Annotated in this window: 3 protein-coding genes; 2 read left to right on the forward strand and 1 reads right to left on the reverse strand. The window is 51.1% G+C overall.

Features of this window, described 5'->3' with window-relative positions; translation table 11 throughout:
• Positions 1-201: 201 nt before the first annotated feature.
• Positions 202-1,632, forward strand: coding sequence for a nitronate monooxygenase (locus Q8O92_16460; GenBank protein MDP2984913.1), 1,431 nt, complete (start codon positions 202-204; stop codon positions 1,630-1,632).
• Positions 1,633-2,086: 454 nt separating this feature from the next.
• On the opposite strand, the gene Q8O92_16465 is transcribed toward Q8O92_16460, so the two are convergent.
• On the reverse strand, positions 2,087-3,433 hold the full coding sequence (locus tag Q8O92_16465) for a Gfo/Idh/MocA family oxidoreductase (protein ID MDP2984914.1): 1,347 nt from the start codon (positions 3,431-3,433) through the stop codon (positions 2,087-2,089).
• Positions 3,434-4,111: 678 nt separating this feature from the next.
• Between Q8O92_16465 and Q8O92_16470 the strand changes: the two genes are divergently transcribed.
• The coding region (locus Q8O92_16470) for a hypothetical protein (protein ID MDP2984915.1) at positions 4,112-6,087 on the forward strand (1,976 nt) is incomplete at its 3' end.

Genomic DNA, 6,087 nt, shown 5'->3' on the forward strand with positions numbered 1-6,087 from the left:
CCTGTCGGCATCTCCCCTTGTTAAGGGGAGAATTCGCCACAAGCATTTTTTATCTTTCATTTTTTCTACCCCCTTCGATAAGGGGGTCGCCGCCAAGCGGCGGGGGGATCTTATCTTTAAGTTTGTGAATAATTAGGGCTAGTTTCTTTGAGTACATTTTCAAAGCAAAATCAGGAACACGGACCCCGGGAGAAATTGTTTTTGAATTATCCTCTCATTATTCAGGGCGGTATGGGAATCGGCGCTTCTACCTGGCATCTGGCCCGTACCGTTTCCAGGCTTGGACAGTTGGGTGTCGTTTCCGGGGTCGGCCTGGATACCATCATCGCAAGACGTCTTCAGAACGGCGATCCGGATGGAGATGTACGCCGTGCTCTTGCGCATTTTCCCTCCTCTGAAATTGCGGAAAAAATACTGAACACTTATTACATTTCCGGCGGAAAATCCGAAAACGCTCCCTATAAGCTTGTTCCCATGCATACGGTCAAAACCAGCCTCGATCTCCTGGAACTGGCGGTTGCCGCGAATTTTGTCGAGGTCTTCCTCGCCAAGGAAGGCCATACCTGCCCGGTAGGAATTAATTACCTCGAAAAAATACAGCTTCCCAATGTCCCGGCTTTTTACGGCGCCATGCTGGCCGGGGTGGACTATGTCATTATGGGCGCCGGAATTCCGCGAGAAATTCCGGGGATCCTTGACCGTCTCGCCCTCCACAATCCATTCGCCACTACACTCCAGGCCGAAGGCATCACCAGCGATGATAATTTCACCGTTGAGTTCGACCCGGGGAAGGTTATCCGAAAAATGCTTCCTCCCCTGAAGCGCCCTATCTTCCTTGCGATCATCTCTTCGGCTGTGCTGGCGATTATGCTGACGAAAAAAGCTACCGGAAAAGTGGATGGTTTCGTGATCGAGGGACCGACCGCCGGAGGGCATAATGCTCCGCCTCGCGGGGTGATACAGCTCAATAAACGCGGCGAACCGGTATATGGGCCTCGTGATGTAGTGAACCTGGAGGAGATGAGGAATCTTGGCCTGCCGTTCTGGCTGGCCGGCTCTTACGGCGGCCCTGTCAAACTGGATGCCGCTCTTAAGGTTGGCGCAGTCGGAATCCAGGTCGGAACTCCGTTTGCTTTTTGCCGCGAATCAGGCATCACGGAGGAAATCAAACGGAAGGTAATTCGTCAAGCCTTCGATGGAATGGGTGAGGTTCTCACCGACCCGCTGGCCTCGCCGAGCGGATTTCCTTTCAAGGTCGTCGAATTGGAAGGTTCGGTATCGGAAAAGGAAATTTACGAAGCACGGCCCAGGGTATGCGATCTCGGCTACCTGCGGCGGACTTACAAAAAGGCGGATGGGACCTTCGGCTATCGCTGCCCTTCAGCGGATGTGGATGCCTTCCTGAAGAAAGGCGGAAGGATTGAGGATACCATCGGCCGGAAATGCATATGCAACGGCCTGGTAGCGACCATCGGCCTTCCCCAGATCCGTCCCTCCGGCTACCGGGAAGTCCCGATAGTCACCTCCGGAGATGATCTGAGATTAATCGCCAGATTTGTTAAAAAGGATAAGCTTTCCTATACCGCCGAAGATGTTATACGGTATATCCTTGAAAATCAAAGCGGCCAATAATTCTCTCTCTTGAAGACTGTCTGAACCACTGATTTGTGTGATGCAAGTGATAAAAGATGATGAAAAGATAAGAAGCAACTCTCTACCGCAGCAACATCATGGAATGCACAGCACGCATTTTCCCCGCCCTGATTTCAACAAGATAGACCCCTGAAGAAACCGACTCTCCCCGGTCGTTTTTCCCATTCGCATTAATCTGCGCTGATATAATATTTTAACAACCGTATATGTATTCTTACCGCATTTTAACTCACCCCATAATCCCCTCTCTTGCACGCAATAGAGGGGAAGACCCATATGTGATTTACAAACAATGCATTAGAAAATTACTATTGGGTTTCCCCCTCTCTAACTTGTTGGAGAGGGGGTCAGGGGGTGAGGTCTTTTATTTACTCGTATTATTCAACAAGCAGAGTTAACTCGATAAGCAACAAAATTAATACCTCAGATTTCATCATATCTTCACCATCTCGTCAAGGGTGATCTTACGGTTCTGCTCGATGCTGTGACGCGCTCCGATGCCGATGAGGATGGACATGGCTCCGGCGCGGGTCCCCGCTGTCTGGCCCAGGGGGTCAGGCGCGCCGCGGAAGATCATGTTCTGCATCTTGTCGTCCGCGCCCCAGTGGGACGGGCCGCCCTCCGAAATGGTTGTCTCCAGCGTTCCTTTAAACTTGCGGGTGAGCCGTATGTCGGCAATACGGTCCACCTGCCAGGGCTGGGCATGGTAGATACGGGCGTCGAGCCGCCCCTTGGTGCCGTTGAATCCGATGGCGTATCCCTCGTAAGGCATTCCGGCCACAAGCGAATAGCTCACGAGGGCGTCGTTCGAATACCTGATCTGGACCGACATGTTGTCCCAGATGTTGATATTTTCGCGAAAGAGGCAGGAATCGCGGATGTAGCCGTCCTCAGACTCGCACTTGACGTAGAGGTTCATACTCATCTGGTCCTTGGTAATGTCCCAGAAATAGGGGCATTCCGACTTGTGGGTACACTCACGGCAGCATTTTGCGCGGTAGTCTCCGTTGAAGCCGAAATAACGCAGGTCGCCGTAAGCGTTTATCTCGATTGGGTCGGCATTGAGATACCAGTTAAGGATGTCGAAATGGTGGGTGGCCTTGTGCACGAGCAGGGAGCCGCTGTTCTGCTTGAAAGCGTGCCAGCGGCGGAAGTAATCGGCGCCGTGGCTTGTGTTCAGGTACCAGTGGAAGTCAACCGAAGTGATCTGCCCGATCTCGCCCGAAGCGAGAATAGTCTTGATCCGTTCGGCGTCGGGGCTGTACCGGTAGTTGAAAGTTACCCGTACGTTCCTTCCGTATCTCCGCTCGGTGTCCCTGATCTCCTGGCACTGTTTCTCATCGATTGCGAGCGGTTTTTCGGTCATCACGTTGCAGCCGAGCTCAAGCGCGCGGCAGATGTACTTGGCATGGAAGCAGTCCACGGTGGTCACCATGACCAGATTCGGCTTCGTCTGTGCGATCATGGCATCGAAATCGGTGAACGTGGGGCAGCTTACCCCCATGTAGCCCTTCACGAATTCCACCCGCTTCGGATTGATATCGCAGAGACCCACGAATTCAATGATGTCGCTGTACTTGTCAACCAGATTCTTGCCCCAAAGTGTGCTTCCCCGAATGCCGGTGCCTACCAGGGCCATTTTCAGTTTGCCGCCGGAGGGTTTTCCCTCCGGTTTTGCAGTATTCACCGCAGGCGCGGCTGCCGCGGCGGCTGCCAGCGCTGTTCCGGCGGCCGCTCCCAGAAACGCCCTCCTGCTTTTTGAAATTGTATCCTGAGACATTTTTTCCTCCCGTGTTAAATGCTGACAATTAAAGAATCTCTCGAAAAGACGCAAAGGCGATAAAGATGATCCGGCAAAAAGTCGTTTTTAAAAAACACTGTCAATAAAAACAAGAGGTTATAAGCAATACATTATCAAATTTCTGACTTTTTACCGTACCATCAATAAAGAAAGAATACAGAAGTCAGATGTTAGCAGACAAAATAAAAAACAAAATAAAGAAAAACAAAAAGGAAAATGTCTGAACCACCCCTTTCATAAATATATCAATTCCAAGAATATTTACAACAACACTTGAATGTAAAGAAGAAAATGATGTATGAGAAAAGGTATTTCAAATGCTTGTTGAGTCGTGAGAACCCATCAATTTCTTATAAGATACCTGCTCATTTGTATAGATGCCGAAACGGTTTCATCGTTCCCGCGAAGCGGCAACAAGTTCGGCATGACACGTGTCATCCTGAACTCGTTTCAGGACCTAAATGTTTAATCACAGCACAATATCTTCAAAAATTCTTAATAAATGACATAACCGTATATTATTTTTCAATCATATCAGGGATTTTTCTTGCTTTTTTCGAGTATCCGCTTCATTCTTTTTGATTACCTTTAAACTATCGGACGTTAAAGTTCCATCATTCAGTTCATGGTTTTTTACTTTCACTTAAGGAGATTCTTGTGAAAAACGCGATTTTCCGGTTATTACTGCTTAGTACTATTTCCACTGGAGTTGCCATACTTCCATCGAATGCGGCACTATCATCGCCTGACAGGCTTCTCATCCCGACAGGGCCCAATGCTGAATGCGAGAAACTGGACGGCAACCTTGAAAAACTAACCTGGGATGCCAGCGGCGCACTTGTCTGGGAAGCTCCGATCGGCGACCGTGTGCTCTTCTCATTCACGCTCCCCAATGAGGCTCGGTTTGGAGATTACGGTCTTGGCAAATTCGACCTTAAAATCGAGGGCGGTCCCGCCGATGTCATGGTCTTTATAGAACAGCCCGGCCAGAAACGACGCGTCTACCGTCCCGTAGACATCATTTCACCCCGTGAAGGCTGGTATACGATCCATCTTGATCTCCGCCAGCCGGAGATGAATGTGGCAGACGCCGTCCCCAATGCCCGATGGGAAAGTTTTTTTAAAGCGGATAGACCACGGGTCACTTTTAACTTCTGGTCGGTCAAGTCCGGATATTCTGAGGAGTCCCCGACCCGTCAGATTTCCATTCGAAACGTTCGCCTTATAAAACGGTACCTCGATGTCCGGTGGAACGGCTGCGATTATACATCGAAAACCCAACCCACGGGAGAACTTGTTTTCACATATCCCATCGTGGTCGCCAATAATGACACCAAGTCCCACCGTATCTCGTCCCGGCTTGAGCACTGGAAGGGAAGGCTCTGTTCAGGTACAATTTTTCCAACTTCAAAGGCCATAGCACCCGGCGATTCAGCATCTTTCACCGCGACACTCCGTCTCCCCGCCGACCGCTCTCAGACATTGCCCGTACTTTACTGCGAGTGGTTCCTGCCGGTTTTTTCGGTGGAGGGCGTTCCCGATTCGGACGAAGGAATACTCCGGTCGAGCGATAGGATCGATCTGCCGCTCATTATCATGCCGAAACGGCTCGAAAACCCGGTCATCCTGTTCGGGCCGGACGACATTCCCGATATTCTCAAACGGTATCGGACGACGGATTGGGGAAAACGTGAGGGCGACGGCTACATAAAGCAGGCTGAAAAAATGCTCCAGGGCGATCTGAAAATCCCGGACGGTCCCGGATGGGCGGCTGCATACTATTATTGCGTCGAGCACCGCACTCCGCTCGTATACGAAGGGCCGGGTAAGCATCGCTGTCCTATTGGCGGCGAATACCGCAAAACTGATTTCATGGGCGTTGACCTCGATCTGAATTACCGTACCAACCAACATGCGGCGATGTTCACCGGGACAAAAAATCTTGCCCTTGCCTACCTTCTCACCAAAGACAAACGCTTCAGCGAAGGGGCGCTCACAATCCTGCGCCAGTACCGCGACAAGTATTTCACCTGGCCATGTCTCAATCTGGATGCCTCGACGGAAACAATCGACAAAGGCCGGGTCCAGTTCGCCAAATACATGGAAGCCATGTATATGATCAACCTTACCGAGGCATACGACATCCTCAAGGGAACCGGCGGCGTTTCACCCCGTGAGGGACGTGACCTTGAAAAGAATTTCATTATTCCCATATCGGTTGAAATGACCGATTACCGCATGAACATGCAGCACCGTCAGCAGGCCATCACGGCAAATGCCCTCGCAACCGGGTTGTGCTGCGGTCACGCCCCGCTTGTCGCCTTTGCAACCGCTAGCGATAAAAATTATCTGAGTATACGGCGGTATTTGTCAACCGGGGACGGCGTACCCAACGAGCATGGATACAACAATGACATGCCTCGGCAGTTTTACATGACCGCCATGCTCTATCGCGCCGGTATCGACACCTATGACAATATGCTCCAGCGGCTCCTCTGGGGCACCCTGTGGTGGAGCGTTCCTTTCGACCCGAAAAAATTCTCGGTTGCTTATCTCGACGCGTCGAAGCACTATCCGGATCCGCTCTTCCGCCAACTCGCCTCTCGCAATCTCATCGACGGCGAAGCTCCTCC

The organism is Candidatus Latescibacter sp., from assembly GCA_030692375.1.
GTDB lineage: Bacteria > Latescibacterota > Latescibacteria > Latescibacterales > Latescibacteraceae > JAUYCD01.